Source organism: Klenkia taihuensis (assembly GCF_900112525.1).
Taxonomy (GTDB): domain Bacteria; phylum Actinomycetota; class Actinomycetes; order Mycobacteriales; family Geodermatophilaceae; genus Klenkia; species Klenkia taihuensis.
The window spans coordinates 1,460,219-1,477,827 of record NZ_FOMD01000001.1 but is presented as its reverse complement, the minus strand read 5'-3'; the positions used below and the strand labels follow the sequence as shown (position 1 = coordinate 1,477,827).

The window sequence follows — 17,609 nt, the reverse complement described above, 5'->3', positions numbered from 1 at the left end:
CGGTCAGCCGGGGCGGCGGGCGACGAGGAGCGCCTGAGGGCGGGCGGTCCACAGCGGCGGGAAGCGCAGCTCCGCGACGGGCTCCAGCCCCGCCCCGGTGAGGACGGCGGCCATCTCCTCCGGCTGCCACAGGTACGTCGTCCAGGACACCCCGCCGACCCCGTAGGCGTCCGACCGCTGCACCTCGCCGTCCCCGACGTGGGTGCCCCACGCCAGCTGACCTCCGGGCACGAGCGCGTCGGCCAGCGCGGCCAGCACGGAGCGCACCGATGCCCGCGGCAGGTGGAACAGCGACCACCAGGCCAGCACCCCGCCCAGCGACCCCGGCTCCGGCCGCAGCTCCGTGGCGGAGACGACCCCGAAGCGCAGCTGCGGGTACGCCGAGCGGGCGTGCTCGACCATCCGCGGCGACAGGTCCACCCCGGAGACGTCGACGCCCAGCCCTGCCAGGTGCGCCGACACCTGCCCCGGCCCGCAGCCGACGTCCAGCACCGGACCCAGCCCCTGGACGTCCTCGGCGAACGCGGCCAACGCCGCCCGCAGCCACGGGTGCGGGCCGAGGTCGCCGGCCTGCATGCCGACGTAGGCGTCGGCCACCCGGTCGTAGGACGCCCGCAGCCCCTCGAGGTCGGTCACGCGCCGTCGTCGGTGTCCCGGGGCGGGTCGACCACGACCGGCCGCAGCCGGGCCCACAGCGCGAAGGCCGCGGCGAAGACCAGCATCCCGATGCCGGCCCAGAGGTTCGCGTCCAGCCCCCCGGTGCGGTCGGCCTCCTCGGCGGCGTCGCCGGCGAAGGCCATCACGACCAGCACGAGCCCGTAGGCGCCGATCAGCGCGGCGATGACGTTGCGGACGTCGAACGCGCCCGCCGTGTGCTTCTCCTGCTGCTGCTCGCTCATGCCGGGCCTCTCAGTCGAAGATCACGTTGAGCGCGACGACCATGACCAGCGCGATGCCGGCCAGCTTCGTCGGGGACTGGTACCAGGGCAGCCGGTGCGCGTCCGGGTCGGTGCGCACCTCCTTCGGGGTCTCCGAGTAGACCAGTCCGGCCAGCTCGGACACCGGCTTCGGCTGGGTCACCATCGTCACCGCGACGCTGACCACGATGTCGACCACGAACGCCGTCCCCGCGGCCAGGAACGCCGCGCCCTGGCCGGGCAGGGTGAACACGCCCACCTCGTTGGCGACGAACACCGCGACGGCCGACACCGTGCCGGCGACCAGGCCCACCCAGCCGGCGGTCGGGGTCATCCGCTTCCAGAACATGCCGAGGATGAACGTGGCGAACAGCGGGGCGTTGAAGAACCCGAACAGGGTCTGCAGGTAGTCCATCAGGTTGGAGAACCCGCTGGCGATGATCGCCGTCCCGATCGCGATGACCGTGGCGCCGACCGTGGCCCACCGGCCCACGGCCAGGTAGTAGCCGTCGGGCCGGTCCTTCTTGACGTAGGTCTGCCACAGGTCGTAGCTGAAGACGGTGTTGAACGCGGAGATGTTCGCCGCCATGCCGGCCATGAAGGAGGCCAGCAGACCGGCGATCGCCACCCCCAGCAGACCGTTGGGCAGCACGTCGCGGATGAGCAGCAGGATCGCGTCGTTGTACTCGACGCCGGCGTCCTCCCCCGCCTTGAGCGCGACCACCTCCGACACTGCGACGCCGGCGATCATCCCGGGGATGACCACGACGAAGGGGATGAACATCTTCGGGAACGACGCGATGATCGGCGTGCTGCGCGCCGCCGACATCGACTTGGTCGCCATCGCCCGCTGCACCTCGACGAAGTTCGTCGTCCAGTAGCCGAAGGACTGCACGAAGCCCAGGCCGAACACGATCCCGACGATCGACCAGATCGGCGAGGAGAACCCGGACAGCTCCTGCCCCGGCCAGCTGTTGAGCTGCTCGGCCCCGCCCGAGGACGTGATCCGGTCGACCAGGCCGTCCCAGCCGCCGACCTTGGACAGCCCGATCCAGGTGAGCGGCACGAGGGCGGCGACGATGACGAGGAACTGCAGCACCTCGTTGTAGATCGCCGCCGACAGCCCGCCGAGGGTGATGTAGCTGAGCACGACCACGGCGGCCGCGATCAGCGAGACCCACAGCGGCCAGCCCAGCAGCACGTTCACGACGGTGGCCAGCAGGAACAGGTTGATCCCGGCGATGAGCACCTGGGCGACCGCGAAGCTGATCGCGTTCACCAGGTGCGCCCCGGTGCCGAAGCGGCGGCGCATGAACTCCGGGACGCTGCGCACCTTCGACCCGTAGTAGAAGGGCATCATCACCACGCCGAGGAACAGCATGGCCGGGACGGCGCCCACCCAGAAGTAGTGCATCGACGGCAGCCCGTACTGGGCGCCGTTGGCCGACATGCCGATGATCTCGACCGCGCCGAGGTTGGCCGACACGAACGCCAGGCCGGTCACCCAGGCCGGCAGCGACCGCCCGGACAGGAAGAAGTCGATCGAGTCGCTCACCCGCCGGCGGGCGGCGAACCCGATGCCGATGACGACCGCGAAGTACATCGCGACGAGCAGGTAGTCGACGAACCCGGCGTCGAGCCGGAACGTGTCGTCCGCAGCGGTGAGGAGCACGCCGTGATCATGGGGCGGACGGTTGCGTTCCGCACGCCGGACGGGTCACGCCACCCGGTGCGCCCCCGGCGACGGGACGACGACGAACGTCCGGTAGCTGCCACCGGCCGGCTGGACGGCGGCCGTGACCGCCTCCAGGTCACCGGTCTCCACCAGCACGATCGCCGACCCGCCGAACCCGCCGCCGACCATCCGCGCCCCGTGCGCACCGGCGGTCAGCGCGGTGGCCACGACGGCGTCCAGCTCGGGGGTGGAGATCTCGAAGTCGTCGCGCAGCGACACGTGGCCGGCGGTCAGCACCGGCCCGATCGCCCGCGGGTCGCCGCCGTCGGTCAGCATCCGCACGACCTCCAGCACCCGGGCGTTGTCGGTGACGATGTGCCGGGCCCGGCGGCGCAGCAGGTCGTCGGCCATGCCCTCGACGTCGTCGACGGCCGCGTCGCGCAGGGCGGGGACGCCGAGGGCCGCGGCGGCCGCCTCGCACTCCCGCCGCCGGTCGCCGTAGCCGCCGTCGGCGTGCGAGTGCGTGTGGCCGGTGTCGACCACCAGCAGCGCCAGACCGGCCGCCGCCAGGTCGAGGGGCACCTGCTGCCGGCTGCGGTCGCGGGTGTCCAGGAACAGCGCGTGCCCGGCCTCGCAGAGCAAGGACGCCGACTGGTCGAGGATGCCGGTCGGCGCGCCGACGAAGTCGTTCTCCGCCCGGCGGGCGACGTCGACGAGGTCCTCGACGGCCAGGTCCGGGCGCAGCAGGTCGCGCAGGGCCAGGGCCACCGAGCAGGTCACCGCCGCCGAGGAGGACAGCCCGGCGCCGGCGGGGACGTCGCCGTCCACCAGCACCGACAGGCCACCGGGCAGGTCGAACTGCTCGGCGACGCCGGCCACGTAGCCGGCCCAGCCGGCCGGGTTGCCGGCGCGGACCTCCGTCATCGGCAGCTCGACGACGGCGCCGGGCTGCTGCACCGAGGCGGTGCGCAGCAGGCCGTCGGTGCGCCGGGCGACCGAGGCGAGCACCCGGTGCGGCAGGGCCACCGGCAGCACGTAGCCGTCGTTGTAGTCGGTGTGCTCACCGATCACGTTGGCCCGGCCCGGCGCCAGCCACACGCCCTCCGGCTCGGTGCCGAAGACGTCGGCGAAGGCGGTCACGGGAGGACCACCGCGCGCAGCGCCTCCGCCGCGCCCTCGGGCGAGGTGTCGCTCACGAACGCGCCCATCCCCGACTCCGAGCCCGCCAGGTACTTCAGCTTCCCCGGCGCCCGGCGGAAGCTGAACAGCTGCAGGTGCAGCCACCACTCCTCCCGGCCGGCGTGCACCGGGGCCTGGTTCCACGAGGAGATGTAGTTCATCGGCTCGTCGAAGCGGTGCGCGAAGCGGCCCAGCACGTCCAGGTAGACCTCCACGAAGGCGTCGCGCTCCTCGTCGGTCAGGGCGGCGACGTCGGGCACCCGGCGGTGCGGGAACAGCTGCAGCTCGTAGGGCCAGCGGGCCGCGGCCGGCACGAACGCCGTCCAGTGGTCGTTGGCCGCGACCACCCGCGGGCCGGAGCGCTCCGCCGCGAGCACGTCGGCGAACAGGTCGCCCTCGTACGCGCCCACCTGGCCGAGGATCTTCTGCACCCGGGGGGCGAGGAACGGGTAGGCGTAGACCTGCCCGTGCGGGTGGGACAGCGTCACCCCGATCTCCTCGCCGTGGTTCTCGAACAGGTAGACCTGCTCCACCCCCGGCAGCGCCGACAGCGCCTCGGTGCGGTGCGCCCAGGCGTCCACGACCAGCCGGGCGCGGTCGGGACCGAGGTCGGCGAAGGACCGGTCGTGGTCGCTGGTGAAGACGATGACCTCGCAGCGCCCCTCCCCCGGCCGCAGCGTGACCAGCGGGTTGCCCTCGGCGTGCGGGGGCACCGCCCGGTCGACCTCGGTGGACAGCGACGGGAAGCGGTTCTCGAACACCGCCACCTCGTAGTCGGCCTCGGGCAGCTCGGTGGCCCGCTCCGGGGTGGAGGGGCACAGCGGGCACTGGTCGGCCGGCGGCAGGAAGGTGCGGGTCTGCCGGTGCGCGGCGATGACCACCCACTCGCCCAGCAGCGGGTCCCAGCGGACCTGGGAGGCGGTCGCGACCGGCGGGAGCTCCCGCGGGTCGACCGCCTCGCGCGGGGTCGGGACGCTGTCGAAGTAGACGACCTCGCGGCCGTCGGCGAGGTGCCGGGTGGTGCTGATCACGATTGTGAACGTTAACAGCCCCACCCGGCCCGGCCTCAGATCGTGGCGACCGACCCGCTGTCGACGCGGTAGTTGCTGCCGTTGACGAAGCTGGCCCGCTCCGAGCAGAGGAACGCGATGACCGAGGCGACCTCCTCGACCCGGCCGCGGCGGCCCAGCTCCATGCCCGGCCGCTCCTCCTCCAGGAAGGACTCGACGGCCTCGTCGAAGCTGGTGCCGTTCTCGTCGGCCCGCTTCTCCATCATCTTGTCCGTCATCGGGGAGGCGATGAACGCCGGGGACACCGCGTTCACCAGCACGCCCTCGGACCCGTAGGTCTTGGACAGGCCCTTGACCAGCGACAGGACGGCGGCCTTCGCCGCGCAGTAGGGCAGCTCGTCGACGTAGGGCTGGACGGCGTCCTCGCTGGCGAGCAGGACGACGCGGCCCCAGCCGGCCGACCGCATGCCGTCGACGAAGGCTCGGACCACGCGGACGGCGGCGAAGAAGTCGATCTCGAGGGTGTCCCGCCACCCCTGCTCGTCGATCTCGTGGAACAGGCCCTGCGCGCCGGTGATCCCGGCCGCGTTCACCAGGATGTGCGGGTCGCCGATCGCCTCGGTCACCGCCGCCCTCAGCCGCTCCACGTCGGCGGCGTCGGTGAGGTCGGCGGCCACCGCGGTGACGTCGCCGACCAGCTCGGCGGCGGCCTTCTCCAGGGCATCGGGGTCCTGGTCGCTGATGACGACCCGCACCCCCTCGGCCAGCAGGAGACGCGCGGTCTCCTTCCCGATGCCGGAGTCGGCTCCGGTGACGAGGGCCGTGCGTCCGCTGATGCCGAGGTCCACGAGTTGCTCCCGAGGTGTGGGCACCCGGGTTGGGTGCGTCCGGGGGCTCCTCTGCCCCCGGACGCAGGGGTCTCAACCCTTCGCGGCCACCTCGGCCTGGTAGCGCTCGGTCATCGTCGCCACCGCCTGCAGCTGGGCGGCGGCGTAGTCCTCCCGCTTGCCGGCGGCCCGCTCCTTGGCGTCCAGCGTGGCCCGGGCATGGGTGACCTGGCCACCCTGGAAGTGCGGGAACACGTGCTGGGCGATGAGCTCGTAGGAGCGCCTGGTCGCCTCGGGGTTGGCCCACTCGTGCGCCAGCAGCAGCATCGCGCCGAACCCGCCGGACTGGTCCCACAGCTTCTGCACCTGGGCGCGGGCGTCCTCGACGGTGCCGATGGCGCCGATCCCGGCGTCGTTGATGAAGTCGATCATCTCCTTGACGTCGCCGCCCTCGACCGCCATCTGCGGGAACGCCGCGGTCTTCTGGAAGTACCGGAACCACTGCTCGATGCCGTGCTGCACGTCGGCGTAGGCCTGCTCGCGGGTCTCGGCCACGTGCATCAGCCCGACCAGCCGCCAGTCGCGGCGGGACACCGTCTGCCCGTGCGCCGCAGCCCGCTCCTCGACCACGCCCCAGTGGTGGGCGAGGGCGTCGAAGCCGTCGGGGCTGAGCGTGGCGCCGATGGACAGCAGCCCGACGCCGTGCGTGCCCGCCTGCTTGGGGCCCGTCGGCGAGGCGACCGCGGCGACCGCGACGTCGAACAGCGGCTCGCTGTAGGGCCGCAGGTGCAGCCGGGCGTCGACGAGGGTGTGCGTGCGGGTGGTCGCGGTGACCGTCTCGCCGTGCAGCAGCCGCATGATGATGTCGAGGTTCTCGGCCAGCAGCTCGCGGGTGGCCGTGGGGTCCAGGCCCAGCATCATCGAGTCGGTGGGCAGCGAGCCCGGGCCGCAGCCCAGCATCACCCGGCCGCGGGTGAGGTGGTCCAGCAGCACCATGCGCTCGGCCACCCAGAGCGGGTTGTGGTAGCTGATCGAGGTGACGCCGGTACCCAGCTTGATCCGCCTGGTCCGTTCCGCGGCCGCGGCGATGAAGATCTCCGGCGAGGCGATGATCTCGCTGCCCGCGGAGTGGTGCTCGCCGATCCAGGCCTCGTCGTAGTCCAGCCGGTCGAGGTGGGCGACGAGCTCGAGGTCGCGCTGCAGCGCCGTCGTGGGGTTCTCCCCCGCCGGGTGGAACGGGGCCAGGAAGATGCCGAACCGGAGCCTGCTCATGGACGCCTCCGCGCTGAGGTGGGTGAGACGTCGATCACAGCCCACCGCACGGGACGGCGTCAACGCCCCGGGCAACCCCCCGCAACGCAGAGGACCCCCGGCCCTGGTGGGCCGGGGGTCCTCGTGGTGTAGCCCCGAAGGGATTCGAACCCTCGCTACCGCCGTGAGAGGGCGGCGTCCTGGGCCGCTAGACGACGGGGCCAGAACGTGCAGTGCAGATAGTACAGAGGAGGTGGAGCGTTCCTCGCTGGGGTACCAGGACTCGAACCTAGACTAACGGAACCAGAAACCGTCGGGCTGCCAATTACCCCATACCCCATGGGCTGTGCTGTTGTGCGGGCCTCGCGGCGCCGTCGGAGACACTACCCGATGCCCGGACGGCGTTCACGCACCCCCCTCGCGGGACCACCGCGCGTCGGGCTCGGGCGCGGTGGACCGCGGGGCCGGCGGCGGCAGCGGCGGGGCCGGGACCCACGTTGGCTGCCAGGCCACCGGCGCCCGGCGCAGGTCCACCGCGGGGCTCAGCAGCTCCGGCTGCAGGGCGGGGCGGGCCCGGGCGACCAGGGCCACGTAGGCGCCCATCGCGACGGTGTCCAGCAGCACCACCAGCAGGGCGACACCGGTCGAGGGCAGCGCGGTGCCGGTGTCGCCGCCCAGCGCGCCGGCCAGGACGAAGACCACCACGTTGTTGACCGCGTGCAGCACGATCGCGGCCTCCAGGCCGCCGGTGAGCCGGGTGACCCAGGACGCGGCCAGACCGAAGACGAACCGGTCGAGGAACGTCAGGACGTCGGGCGGGGCGTGCGCGGCGGAGAACAGCGCGGCGGTGAGGACGGCGGCGACCACCGCGCCGGTGCGCTCGGTGCGGAACCAGGCCGCGATGGTCTGGCTCAGGTAGCCGCGGAAGACGAACTCCTCGGCCGCGGACTGCAACGGGGTGGTCAGCAGGACGACGACCAGCAGCCACACGTAGCTGCCGTCGGGCCCGGTGATCGTGACCGGCCCGTCGGTGAGCGAGATGCCGATGGTGACCGCGACGCCCACCCCGATGGTGGCCAGCGCCCGCCAGGTCAGCGGCCTCAGCAGCCGCCACCGGACCCGGCCGCGCACCGAGCCCGACCAGCCGCGGCCCATGCCGTGCGCGACCGCCCAGGCGGCCCAGACGATCGGGATGGCCACGATCAACGAGGCGTTGGTGACCAGCAGGACGCCGGGGTCGGTGAGCTGCAGCAGGTCGGCGACCGGCACCACCCCGGTGAGCACCACGACGAGGACCACCAGGACGGCGGCCACGGCGTAGAGGACGGCGAACATCAGCAGGCCCAGCAACGGCCGCCACCACGCCCAGTCGCGGGCGCGCATCAGCCAGGCGTAGGGCTGCGGGGTGTCGAAGGGCGGCGCCCCGGGCGGGGTGACCGGGCGCCCGGCCGCCCGCGGCGGGGGCGGCGGGACCGGGGGCGGCGGGGCCTGCACCCACGCGCGCGGCACCTGGGCCTGGGCGCCCCAGGGCCGCGTGGGCGGCGGACCGCCGTAGGACCAGCCCGGCCCCGCACCCGGCCCGGTCACCGCGCCGCGACCTCCCGTGCGGCGGCGAGCCGGGCCAACGACGCCTCGCGGCCGAGCAGCTCCATCGACTCGTAGAGCGGCGGGCTGACCGTGCGGCCGCTGATCGCGACCCGGACCGGGCCGAAGGCCTGCCGGGGCTTGCGGCCCAGCTCCTCGACCAGCGCCTGCCTCAGCGCGGCCTCGATCGCCTCCGTCGTCCAGTCCGGGAGGGCGGTGAGCGCCGCGGTGGCGGCGTCCAGCACCTCGACGGCGTCCGGGCCGGTGAGCTGCTTGGCCACCGCGGCCTCGTCGTACTCGGGCTGGTCGCGGAAGAGGAACCCGAGCAGGCCGACCGCCTCCGACAGCACGACCATGCGCTCCTGGGCCAGCGGCGCGATGGTGTCCAGCACGCGCTGCTGCTCCGGCGTCGGGGTGGCCTCGACCAGCCCGGCGTCGGCCAGGTAGGGCGTCACGCGGGTGACGAACTCCGCCACCGGCAGTGCGCGCAGGTGGGTGGCGTTGATCGCCTCGGCCTTCTTCAGGTCGAAGCGGGCCGCGTTGGGGCTGACCCGGCGGACGTCGAACGCCTCGACCATCTCGGCGGGTGAGAACACGTCGCGGTCCTCGGCGATCGCCCAGCCGAGCAGGGCCAGGTAGTTGACCAGGCCCTCGGGCAGGAAGCCGCGCTCGCGGTAGAGGTCCAGGTTCGACGTGGGGTCGCGCTTGGACAGCTTCTTGTTGCCCTCGCCCATCACCAGCGGCAGGTGGCCGAAGCGGGGGGCGCCCTGGGCCAGGCCGACGTCGGTCAGCGCGCTGTAGAGCGCCAGCTGCCGCGGGGTGGAGGACAGCAGGTCCTCGCCGCGCAGCACGTCGGTGATGCCCATGAGGGCGTCGTCGACCGGGTTGACCAGGGGGTAGAGCGGCTGGCCGCCGGCCCGGGCGAGCACGAAGTCGGGGACGGCGCCGGCGGCGAAGGTGACCTCGCCGCGGACCAGGTCGTCCCAGGACAGGTCGGTGTCGGGCATCCGCAGCCGCAGCACCGGCTGGCGGCCCTCGGCGCGGAACGCGGCCTTCTGCGCCTCGGTGGTCTCGCGGTCGGCGCCGTCGTAGCCCTGCTTGGGGTCCTGCCCGGCGGCGACCCGGCGGGCGGCGACCTCCTCGGGGGTGGAGAAGGACTCGTAGGCGTGCCCGGCCTCGACCAGCTTGGCCAGCACGTCGCGGTAGATCTCCCCCCGCTCGGACTGCCGGTAGGGACCGTGCGGGCCGCCGACCTCGGGGCCCTCGTCCCACTCCAGGCCCAGCCACCGCAGGCTGTCCAGCAGGTGCCGGTAGGACTCCTCGGTGTTGCGCGCCTCGTCGGTGTCCTCGATGCGGAAGACGAACGCACCGCCGGTGTGCTTGGCGTAGGCCCAGTTGAACAGCGCGGCGCGCATGACGCCGACGTGCACGGTGCCCGTGGGCGACGGGCAGAAGCGGGTGCGGACGGGTGCCGTCATCGGGCGGTGGAGGTGGTGTCGGCGCCGGTGACGGAGTTGGTGAGCTCGCCCAGGCCCTCGATCGCGACGGTGACCGAGCCGCCGGCGCGCAGCGGGCCGACGCCGGCCGGGGTGCCGGTGAGCACGACGTCGCCGGGCAGCAGCGTCATGATCTGCGAGATGTAGGAGATGAGCGTCGGGATGCCGAACAGCAGCTGGCTGGTGCGGCCGTCCTGGCGCAGCTCGCCGTCGACGGTGCAGGTGACGCCGAGGTCGGCGGGATCCTTGCCGATGCCGGGCAGGTCGGTCTCGATCCAGGGGCCGATCGGGCAGAAGGAGTCGAAGCCCTTGGCCCGGGTCCACTGGTTGTCGGCGCGCTGCATGTCGCGCTCGGTGACGTCGTTGCCGATCGTGTAGCCGAAGATGCTGGCCGCGGCCTGCTCCTCGGTGACGTGCCGGGCGCCGCGGGCGCCGATGACCACGGCCAGCTCGGCCTCGTGGTGCACGTTGGTGCTGCCCGGCGGGATGCGGATCGCGTCGCCCGGGCCGATCACCGAGGTGGAGGGCTTGAGGAAGATCAGCGGCTCCTCGGGGGCGTCACCGGTCTTCATCTCCGCGACGTGGTCGGCGTAGTTCTTGCCGACGCAGACCACCTTGCTGGGCAGGATCGGCGAGAGCAGCCGGACGTCGGCGGCGGCGTGCCGCTGGCCGGTGAAGCTGATCTGGCCGAAGGGGTGGCCCTCGATCTGGGCGACCTGGCCGTCGCCGTCGAGGACGCCGAAGGACATGCCGGTGGGTGAGGCGTAACGGACGATGCGCACGGGTCGAGGCTACTGATGTGCGGCCGGGCACGCGGCGGGCCATGATCGGGCGGCATGGCAGCCCGGATCACGTCGGTCGTCGTCAACTGCTCCGATCCCGGCGCGCTGGCCGGGTTCTGGGCGCGGGTCCTCGGCTGGCAGGTGCAGGAGGCCGACGACGAGCTGGTCAGCATCGGACCGCCCGGACAGCCGGAGAAGGGCCCGCTGCCGGTGCTGGACTTCATCCGGGTGCCCGACCCGACCCCGGGCCGGCGCCGCCTGCACCTGGACCTCAACGCCACCGACCGCGACCAGGAGGCCGAGCTCGACCGGCTGCTCCAGCTCGGCGCCACGAGGGTGGACGTCGGCCAGGGCCCGATCGGCGAGGACATGACCTGGCACGTCCTCGCCGACCCGGAGGGCAACGAGTTCTGCCTGCTGCGCTCCCGGGTCGAGCCCGTCAGCGGCTGACGACGGCGTAGGTCAGGGCGTCGACCAGGGCCAGCCAGGAGGCCTCGACGACGTTCTCGTGCACGCCGACGGTGGTCCACTCCCCCGACTTGTCCGCGGTGTCCACCAGCACCCGGGTGGTGGCGCTGGTGCCTCCGGTCCAGCCCAGGATGCGCACCTTGTAGTCGCTGAGCGCGACGTCGGCCAGCTGCGGCCAGCGGCCCACCAGCGCCGCCCGCAGCGCGTTGTCCAGGGCGTTGACCGGCCCGTTGCCCTCGCCGACCGCGACCACCCGTTCGGTGCCGCCCTCGCCGTCGGGCAGCCCCACCTTGACCACGGCCTCGCTGACCACCTGGCCGTCGGTGCGGTGCTCGACGGTGGTCCGCCAGCTCTCCAGCTCGAACAGCGGCGCGGGGGCGCCGGGCAGCTCGCCGCGCAGCAGCAGCTCGAAGGAGGCGTCGGCGGCCTCGTAGGACCAGCCGCGGGCCTCGCGCTCCTTGACCGCGGTGACCACCCGGCCGACCGCGGCGTCCTGGCCGGTGAGGTCGACGCCGAGCTCGCGGCCCTTGAGCTCGACCGAGGCCCGGCCGGCCATCTCGGTGACCAGGATGCGCATGTCGTTGCCGACGGTCGCCGGGTCGAGGTGGTTGTAGAGCTCGGGGCTGACCTTGATGGCGCTGGCGTGCAGGCCGGCCTTGTGCGCGAACGCCGAGGCGCCGACGAAGGGCTGGTGGTCGTCGGGGGTGAGGTTGGCGAGCTCGGCGATGGCGTGGCTGACCCGGGTGAGCTCGGGCAGGCACTCGGCGGGGACGACGGGCAGGCCCATCTTGGTGACCAGGTTGCCGATCAGGGTGAAGGTGTTGGCGTTGCCGGCGCGCTCGCCGTAGCCGTTGGCCGTCCCCTGGACCTGGGTGACCCCGGCGTCGACCGCGGCGAGGGAGTTCGCGACCGCGCAGCCGGTGTCGTCCTGGCAGTGGATGCCCAGCTGGCCGCCGACCCGGGCGCGGACGTCGGTGACCACCCGGGTGACGTCGGCGGGCAGCATGCCGCCGTTGGTGTCGCACAGGACGCCGACCTCGGCGCCGGCGTCGAAGGCGGCCTGCAGGACGGCGACGCCGTGGTCGGGGTCGGCGGCGTACCCGTCGAAGAAGTGCTCGCAGTCGACGAACACCCGCCGGCCGTGCCCGACGAGGAAGGCGACGGTGTCGGCGACCATCGCCCGGTTCTCCTCGGGCGTGGTGCGCAGCGCGTCGCGCACGTGCCGGGGGTCGCTCTTGGCGACCAGGCAGACCACCGGGGCCTGCGAGTCCAGCAGCGCGCGCACCTGGGCGTCGTCCTCGACGGCGACGCCGGCCTTGCGGGTGGCGCCGAAGGCGACCAGCACCGCGTGCCGGAGCTGCAGCTCGGTGCGGGCGCGGGCGAAGAACTCGGTGTCCTTGGGCAGCGCGCCGGGCCACCCGCCCTCGATGTAGGAGACCCCGACGGAGTCCAGCAGCCGGGCGACGGCGAGCTTGTCGGCCACGGAGTAGGTGATGCCCTCGCGCTGCGCACCGTCGCGCAGCGTGGTGTCGAAGACCTCGACGGGGGTGCTGGTCATGGGGGGTGCTCCTCGCGGGACGGGTCCGGGCACAAAAAAACCTCCCGGGGTACGGGAGGTGGGCGCGCAGTCGGGGGTGACTGCGCGCTAGGTGATGGTGATCGTGCCGGTGGTGTGCATCGCCGCAGATGATGGCACCCCGCCCCGGGAGCTGTCGAGCAGGTCCCGGGGCCGGGCGGGCGTCAGCCGCCGGCGAGGGCGGCCAGGCGGTCGCCGACCTCGGCGGTGCGCAGCGGCTGGGCCGCGTCGCGGGTGGACAGGTCGAAGGCGACGGCGGCGTTGACCTTGCGGGCCTGGTCCGCACGGCCCAGGTGCTCCAGCAGCAGGCCGACCGACAGCACGGTGGCGGTGGGGTCGGCGATGCCCTGCCCGGCGATGTCGGGGGCCGAGCCGTGCACCGGCTCGAACATCGAGGGGTTGGTGCCCGAGGCGTCGATGTTGCCGCTGGCGGCCAGGCCGATGCCGCCGGTGACCGCGGCGGCGACGTCGGTGACGATGTCGCCGAAGAGGTTGTCGGTGACGATGACGTCGTAGCGGGACGGGTCGGTGACGAAGAACATCGAGGCCGCGTCCACGTGCTGGTAGGCGACGGTGACCTCGGGGAACTCCGCGGCGACCTCCTCCACGGTGCGCGACCACAGCGACCCGGCGTGGGTGAGCACGTTGGTCTTGTGGATCAGCGTGAGGTGCTTGCGGGGGCGGGCGACGGCGCGCTCGAAGGCGTAGCGGGCGACCCGCTCCACGCCGAAGGCGGTGTTCACGCTGACCTCGGTGGCCACCTCGTGCGGGGTGTCCCGGCGCAGCACGCCACCGTTGCCGGTGTAGGGGCCCTCGGTGCCCTCGCGGACGCAGAGCATGTCGATGGTGCCGGGGGCGGCCAGCGGGCTCTCGACGCCGTCGTAGAGCTTGGCCGGGCGCAGGTTGACGTGGTGGTCGAGCTCGAAGCGCAGCTTGAGCAGCAGGCCGCGCTCGAGGATGCCGGCGGGCACCCCGGGGTCGCCGACCGCGCCGAGCAGGATCGCGTCGTGGCCGCGCAGCTCGTCGAGCACGGCGTCGGGGAGCAGCTCCCCGGTGCGCCGCCAGCGTGCCGCGCCGAGGTCGTAGTGGGTGGTCTCGACGTCGGGGGCGACCTCGCCCAGGACCTTGAGGCCCTCGGCCACCACCTCGGGGCCGATGCCGTCTCCAGGGATCACTGCCAGGCGCATGGGCTCAGAGGCTAGTGCCCGGGCCCGGACGCACCGGCACCCCCCGCGGGAGTGCGTCGCAGGGGGTGCCGGGTCGTGCGCGGGTGGTGCGGTGGATCAGCCGGTGGTGTCCGCCGGCTGGTCCGTGGCGGGCGCGTCCGAGGCCGGCGGGGCCGGCGGCTCGGTCACCTGCGCGTCGGGCGCCGGCTGGGCCGGGGCCTCCTCGGCCGGCGGGACGGTGACGACCGTGGAGTCGGCACCCCCCGCGACCGCGATCGGCACCGACTGGGTGCGGCCGGCCGCGCTGGAGTTCTGGCTCAGCACGACCATGGCGCCCTTGTCACCGCCCACCGCGGTGTCCAGCGCGTAGGACGCGGCGTCCTGGGTGACGGCGATCTGCGTGCCGTCGGTCGCCGGGACCATCAGCGCCGTCCCGTCCTCGGTGCTGAAGGACAGCCCCGGGGCGGTCGGGTCGAAGCTCATCGCCTGCGGCGCGAGCTCGGGCCCGGTCGGCGTGCTCACCGTGCCGACGTCGTCCACCGTGCCGTTGTAGCTGGCCGACTGGACGCCGAAGGTGATCCGGCCGGTGTCGGCCGGCAGGACCGACAGCGGCACCCCGAAGACCTGCACGTCGGAGTCGTAGGCGTTGGTGTCCACGAGGCCGTCGTAGAGGTTCATCGGCGCCACGTAGGGCTCGTCGCCGGCGCCGACCAGGTTGTAGTCCCGGTCGGTGACGACGACCAGCGGGACGTCGTAGTCGGTGATGCGGGTGGTGGTGACCTGGTAGTCCCAGACCCCGTCGCCGCTGGTGTCCATGAAGACGCCGTAGTTCACGGCCGTCTCCGCGGAGGTGTACTTCCCGTGCGCGGAGACCGCGAAGTACAGCCCGGCGTCGTCGTACTGCAGGGCGTCGGACGCCACGCCGACCCCGGCCAGGTCGACCGAGCGCTCGAGCTCGGTCTTGTAGCAGGTGCTCACCAGACCGGTGTCCGCGTCGCACCTGGGCATCTCCGGGCTGGTGCCCAGCTGCTCGAACGCGCTGACCAGCGAGGTGTAGCTGGTCGGCTCGAACAGGTCGCCGTTGGCCACGGCCTCACCGGACAGGCCGATGGTCGACCCGTCCTCCGACGGGGTCGCCGTCAGCGTGGAGGAGGGCTTCGGGTTGGCGTGCACCGGCACCCGCAGCACCTCGCCCCGGTTGTTGGTCGGGGTGAGCACCACGCGGCCGCTGGCCTCGCCGAGGAACTGCCGGCCGTCGTCGACGACCACGGTCGGGTCGGCGACCTTGAGCAGGTCGTCCTGGGTGGCGGTCATGGTGATCGTCACCGTCCGGCTCTGGCCCGGCGGGATGGTCAGCCGCTGGGCCGACAGCGCGTAGCGCACACCGGGCTGCTGGACCAGCGCGTCGTAGGAGACGCGGTAGACCGCGGCGCGGCTGCCCTTGTTGTCCACCGTGATGGTCTTGGTGGCGCTGACCTGCTCCTGGTCGACCTCGACGACCCCGAAGGACGCCGTCACCACGCCGGACCCGGCCTCGGCGTACGCCAGCACCTCGTTGCGCAGGGCCGACGCGGCGTCGATGCGGCCGGAGCCCACCCGGTTGGGCCCGTACACGTCACCGGTCTGGCCGGGCCCGGTGTACAGGTCGTGGGTGGCGGTGTTCATCAGGTCCGCCTTGACCTCCTCGGTCGTCCACTCGGGGTGCGCCGCGCGGATGAGCGCGGTGACGCCGGCGGTGACCGGGGTGGCCATCGAGGTGCCCGAGAGGCTGGCGCCGCCCGAGCCCTGGCCGACGCCGGCGGAGTAGACGGTCACACCCGGCGCGGTGACGTCGGGCTTGCTGCCGTCCTCCTGGCGCACGCCCCGCGAGCTGAACGAGGCGAGCAGGTCCACCTGGTCGGGGTCGGTGTAGGAGGCCGCGTCCTTGAGGCTGGGCCCGAAGGTGACCGTGACGGTCTGGCCGCCGGCCACCGCGTCGCGCAGGGCGCCGCCGTCGGTGTTGGTCACCAGGATGCCGGGGATCTGCGCGACACCGGTGATGCCGGTCTCGAGCAGGTCGTCGTCGGCGATGATCACGAAACCGGTCGCGCCGGCGTTGACCGCGTTGGTGCCCTTGGTGACCGAGCCGCAGGCGAACCCGTCGGCCTCGATCAGCAGGATCTTCCCGGTGGCGTACCCGGCCGGCAGGGCCGCGCAGGCGCCCTCGTTGCCCGCCGGCGCGTAGACCAGGTCCCCGGTCACGTCGGGCTTGGTGGCCCCGCTCTCGTCGGTGTCGCTGTAGGCCACCGAGCGCAGGCCCGGGCGGGTGCCCTCCACCAGGCCGTCGGGCGAGGTGACCTGCCAGCCGTCGAAGACGCCGTAGCCGTCGTTGCTCGCCGCGACGCCGATGCCGCGCGGGGCGTTGCCCGGCGAACCACCGATGTCGTAGCTGTCACCGGCGTTGCCGGCGGCCAGCACGGCGAGCATGCCGAGCTCCATCGCCCGGTTGATCGCCATCGAGTCGGCGTCGTCGGCCAGGCCGTAGTCCGAGCCCAGCGACAGGTTGACGACGTCGAGGTGGTCGCTCGGGTCACCGTCGCCGTCGGGGTCCAGCGCCCACTCGATGGCCTGCATCGTGACGTCGGTGGAACCGTCGCAGCCGAAGACCTTCAGCGCGTACAGGTCGGCGCCGGGCGCCATGCCCGGGCCGATCCGCAGGTCGCCGGGGACGCCGCCGGTGTAGCCGCCGCGGTAGGTGCTGCCGTCGGCGTTGACGCCGTAGCCGGCCGACGTGCCGGCGACGTGCGTGCCGTGGCCGTTGCAGTCCAGCGGGTTCTCGTCGGGCATGGCCACGGGCTGGTAGGCCGGGCTGGTGGGGTCGGCGTTGTAGCTGTCGCCGACGAAGTCGTGGCCGCCGACCACCTTGGCGTTGGGGTAGACCCCCGCCGGGGCGGGCTGGGCCTCGTAGGCCTGCAGGGTGTCGAACTGGTCGACGCTGCCGCTGCCGCCGAAGTCGGTGTGCGTGTAGTCGATGCCGGTGTCGATGATGCCGATCGACACCCCCTCGCCGGTGTTGCCGAGGTCCTCCCACGCCTGCACGGCCTGCACGACCGCGGCGGCGCCGGTGTTGGACACCTTCTTGGGGGTGATCGGGTGCACCGCGACGACGTCGGGCAGCGCGGCCAGCGCGTCGTAGTCGGCGGCGTCCGCGCGCACCGCGACACCCGACAGCACGGTCGAGGTCGTGTAGAGCACCTGGGCGTCCGGCACGGCCGCGGGCAGGTCGGCGGCCACCGCGGCGGCGGCGGCCTCGGCGGCGGGCTGGGCCGCGGCGGCCGCGGCACCCGCGGCGGCCTCGCCGGCACCCGGGAGGGTGTCGGTGTAGACCTGCGAGGTCGACGGCGTGCTGGTCTCGACGAAGAACGAGGCCGGGCCGCTGTCGGGCAGGCCCGCGGGCCGGGTCCCGGCCTGGCGCGCCTGGAGCTGGTCGCGGACCTGCTGCAGCTGGTCCGGGCTGAGGGAGATCTGCTCCTGCCCGGCGCGCGCTGCGATGTCGGCCGGGGAGGCCAGCGCAGCGCCGGCACCCCCGGTCATGGTGAGGGCCGCCGCGATCGCGACGACCCCGCCCCGGGCGAGGACGCGGTGGCGTCCCTCCCCGGAGGAGGTGGTTGTCCTGGGAACCACGTTCACCCCTGTCGG

The 17,609-nt window shown here is 73.4% G+C and carries 14 protein-coding genes and 2 tRNA genes; 1 reads left to right on the top strand and 15 read right to left on the bottom strand.

Going from position 1 to position 17,609, the window contains the following annotated elements; translation table 11 throughout:
• Window positions 1-3: 3 nt before the first annotated feature.
• From BM158_RS07270 to BM158_RS07215, 12 genes are all read right to left on the bottom strand, one after another.
• A complete protein-coding gene (locus BM158_RS07270) occupies window positions 4-636 on the bottom strand; it encodes a class I SAM-dependent methyltransferase (RefSeq protein WP_229827587.1) in 633 nt (210 codons plus the stop codon).
• Window positions 633-899 (bottom strand): hypothetical protein, encoded by a 267-nt coding sequence (locus tag BM158_RS07265; RefSeq protein WP_091555867.1) that lies wholly within the window; start codon window positions 897-899, stop codon window positions 633-635. The genes BM158_RS07270 and BM158_RS07265 overlap by 4 nt, the downstream gene beginning before the upstream one ends.
• A gap of 10 nt (window positions 900-909) precedes the next feature.
• Window positions 910-2,589, bottom strand: coding sequence for a sodium:solute symporter family protein (locus BM158_RS07260; RefSeq protein ID WP_229827588.1), 1,680 nt, complete (start codon window positions 2,587-2,589; stop codon window positions 910-912).
• A 45-nt stretch (window positions 2,590-2,634) separates the two neighbouring features.
• Window positions 2,635-3,732, bottom strand: coding sequence for a galactokinase (gene galK, locus BM158_RS07255; protein ID WP_091555866.1), 1,098 nt, complete (start codon window positions 3,730-3,732; stop codon window positions 2,635-2,637).
• Window positions 3,729-4,802: a galactose-1-phosphate uridylyltransferase gene (gene galT, locus BM158_RS07250; RefSeq protein ID WP_091555865.1), complete on the bottom strand. Its 1,074-nt coding sequence runs from the start codon at window positions 4,800-4,802 to the stop codon at window positions 3,729-3,731. Before galT ends, galK begins: the two co-directional genes overlap by 4 nt.
• Before the next feature lie 35 nt (window positions 4,803-4,837).
• A complete protein-coding gene (locus BM158_RS07245) occupies window positions 4,838-5,629 on the bottom strand; it encodes an SDR family NAD(P)-dependent oxidoreductase (protein WP_091555863.1) in 792 nt (263 codons plus the stop codon).
• Between the two features lie 72 nt (window positions 5,630-5,701).
• Window positions 5,702-6,880 carry an LLM class flavin-dependent oxidoreductase gene (locus BM158_RS07240; protein ID WP_091555861.1) on the bottom strand — a complete coding sequence of 393 codons (1,179 nt, stop codon included), beginning with the start codon at window positions 6,878-6,880 and terminating at the stop codon, window positions 5,702-5,704.
• Between the two features lie 129 nt (window positions 6,881-7,009).
• Window positions 7,010-7,082: transfer RNA gene (locus BM158_RS07235), tRNA-Glu, on the bottom strand.
• A gap of 45 nt (window positions 7,083-7,127) precedes the next feature.
• Window positions 7,128-7,199 (bottom strand) — tRNA-Gln (locus tag BM158_RS07230).
• Between the two features lie 65 nt (window positions 7,200-7,264).
• Window positions 7,265-8,446: a CPBP family intramembrane glutamic endopeptidase gene (locus BM158_RS07225; RefSeq protein WP_091555859.1), complete on the bottom strand. Its 1,182-nt coding sequence runs from the start codon at window positions 8,444-8,446 to the stop codon at window positions 7,265-7,267.
• Window positions 8,443-9,921 (bottom strand): glutamate--tRNA ligase, encoded by a 1,479-nt coding sequence (gene gltX / locus BM158_RS07220; RefSeq protein ID WP_091555856.1) that lies wholly within the window; start codon window positions 9,919-9,921, stop codon window positions 8,443-8,445. Before gltX ends, BM158_RS07225 begins: the two co-directional genes overlap by 4 nt.
• Window positions 9,918-10,721, bottom strand: a complete 804-nt coding sequence (locus BM158_RS07215; protein WP_091555855.1) for a fumarylacetoacetate hydrolase family protein — start codon at window positions 10,719-10,721, stop codon at window positions 9,918-9,920. The genes gltX and BM158_RS07215 overlap by 4 nt, the downstream gene beginning before the upstream one ends.
• A gap of 54 nt (window positions 10,722-10,775) precedes the next feature.
• On the opposite strand from BM158_RS07215, the gene BM158_RS07210 reads away from it, so the two are divergent.
• Window positions 10,776-11,171 (top strand): VOC family protein, encoded by a 396-nt coding sequence (locus BM158_RS07210; RefSeq protein ID WP_091555853.1) that lies wholly within the window; start codon window positions 10,776-10,778, stop codon window positions 11,169-11,171.
• Here the strand turns inward: BM158_RS07210 and cimA are convergent.
• The 3 genes from cimA to BM158_RS07195 form a co-directional block, all read right to left on the bottom strand.
• Window positions 11,161-12,747 carry a citramalate synthase gene (gene cimA / locus BM158_RS07205; protein ID WP_091555851.1) on the bottom strand — a complete coding sequence of 529 codons (1,587 nt, stop codon included), beginning with the start codon at window positions 12,745-12,747 and terminating at the stop codon, window positions 11,161-11,163. The genes BM158_RS07210 and cimA overlap by 11 nt on opposite strands.
• Window positions 12,748-12,929: 182 nt before the next feature.
• Window positions 12,930-13,952, bottom strand: coding sequence for a 3-isopropylmalate dehydrogenase (locus BM158_RS07200; protein ID WP_091555849.1), 1,023 nt, complete (start codon window positions 13,950-13,952; stop codon window positions 12,930-12,932).
• 96 nt (window positions 13,953-14,048) lie between these two features.
• Window positions 14,049-17,504: a S8 family serine peptidase gene (locus BM158_RS07195; RefSeq protein WP_091555847.1), complete on the bottom strand. Its 3,456-nt coding sequence runs from the start codon at window positions 17,502-17,504 to the stop codon at window positions 14,049-14,051.
• Window positions 17,505-17,609 lie beyond the last annotated feature (105 nt).

Bases quoted from the DNA above. Each gene is read 5' to 3' on its own strand.
- BM158_RS07200 (WP_091555849.1), bottom strand. From the start codon at position 13,952: ATGCGCCTGGCAGTGATCCCTGGAGACGGCATCGGCCCCGAGGTGGTG.
- BM158_RS07195 (WP_091555847.1), bottom strand. From the start codon at position 17,504: ATGACCGGGGGTGCCGGCGCTGCGCTGGCCTCCCCGGCCGACATCGCA.
- BM158_RS07210 (WP_091555853.1), top strand. From the start codon at position 10,776: ATGGCAGCCCGGATCACGTCGGTCGTCGTCAACTGCTCCGATCCCGGC.
- cimA (WP_091555851.1), bottom strand. From the start codon at position 12,747: ATGACCAGCACCCCCGTCGAGGTCTTCGACACCACGCTGCGCGACGGT.
- BM158_RS07265 (WP_091555867.1), bottom strand. From the start codon at position 899: ATGAGCGAGCAGCAGCAGGAGAAGCACACGGCGGGCGCGTTCGACGTC.
- gltX (WP_091555856.1), bottom strand. From the start codon at position 9,921: ATGACGGCACCCGTCCGCACCCGCTTCTGCCCGTCGCCCACGGGCACC.
- BM158_RS07240 (WP_091555861.1), bottom strand. From the start codon at position 6,880: ATGAGCAGGCTCCGGTTCGGCATCTTCCTGGCCCCGTTCCACCCGGCG.